The organism is Amaricoccus sp. W119 (genome assembly GCF_047275745.1).
Lineage (GTDB): Bacteria > Pseudomonadota > Alphaproteobacteria > Rhodobacterales > Rhodobacteraceae > Amaricoccus.
This window is the reverse complement of sequence record NZ_JBKQWU010000192.1, coordinates 1-889: the sequence shown is the minus strand read 5'-3', so window position 1 is coordinate 889 and position 889 is coordinate 1. Positions and strand designations below refer to the sequence as shown.

The following is an 889-nucleotide window of genomic DNA, read 5'->3' as shown; positions in this document are numbered from 1 at the left end:
GTCCCTCCAAACGCCGAAGCCGGGCGTTTCGCCACCCCAACCGCTCCACGCCCGGCCCCGGCTCTCACCTCAGCTTCAGGACATCGTCTGTCAGATCAAGTGCTGACTTATACACAGAAGTAAACCGGCAGCCTGTGGATGATCCTGAGGTCCGGCATGACGCGCCATCTCGGCCCCCTGGTCCGAGGCCAGGGAGCGCCTGAGGTGCTCGGGCAGGGTCGTAATCGCGGCGACGATGGCGTCGGGGACGGCCTCGGCGCCATGACCCGCGAGCGTCGGACCATTCTTCTGGCGGGGGCCGATCCCGTGTCCGGGCATGGGCGGAAGGCGGAGAGCATCGTGACGCGTGTCGTGCGCTCCACCAGGGTGCCGATCGCCGGGCGGTTCAGCCCCAGGATCAGGTCTCCTTCCTAGTGGCCCGGGACGGCTCTGTCCGCGGCTTCCGCGGGCCGTTCGCTGATCATCACCTCCGGGGTGACGAAGGACCCCCGACCCGCGATCCGGGCACGGGGCATGCGCGGCGCGCGGCCCGTTAGTAGGCAGGCGGTCAGCTCCCGACGCAGGGCGCCGCGACCTTGAATGTAGAGTGCCCGATAGATCGCCTCCGGGCTGATCCGCATCGTATCGTCCTCGGGAAAATCGAGATGTAAGTCTCGCGCGAGATCTGCTTGGGACTCCACGCCCGGGCCCATCGTCCGGGCTGGCGTCGGCTATGCCGGCGCCCGTTCCAGGTGACGCGCGGGCCTTCGACGGATTCACCATCCCGCCGCGTGATCAGTCCGCCGCCGCCCTTGTATCCGGCGCGGAGATCCCCGTCATAGCGCGCCGCCTCCCCCCAGCCGCGCTTCATGCCGCCATCGACCCGGAGACCCCGCTCCCGCGCGCCTTC

General features: G+C 69.2%; 1 pseudogene. It reads right to left on the bottom strand.

The features are described 5' to 3' along the window. Positions 1-113: 113 nt before the first annotated feature. Positions 114-745: pseudogene (locus ACLJK8_RS22930) on the bottom strand (transposase); the annotation flags it as partial. Between the last annotated feature and the right edge of the window lie 144 nt (positions 746-889).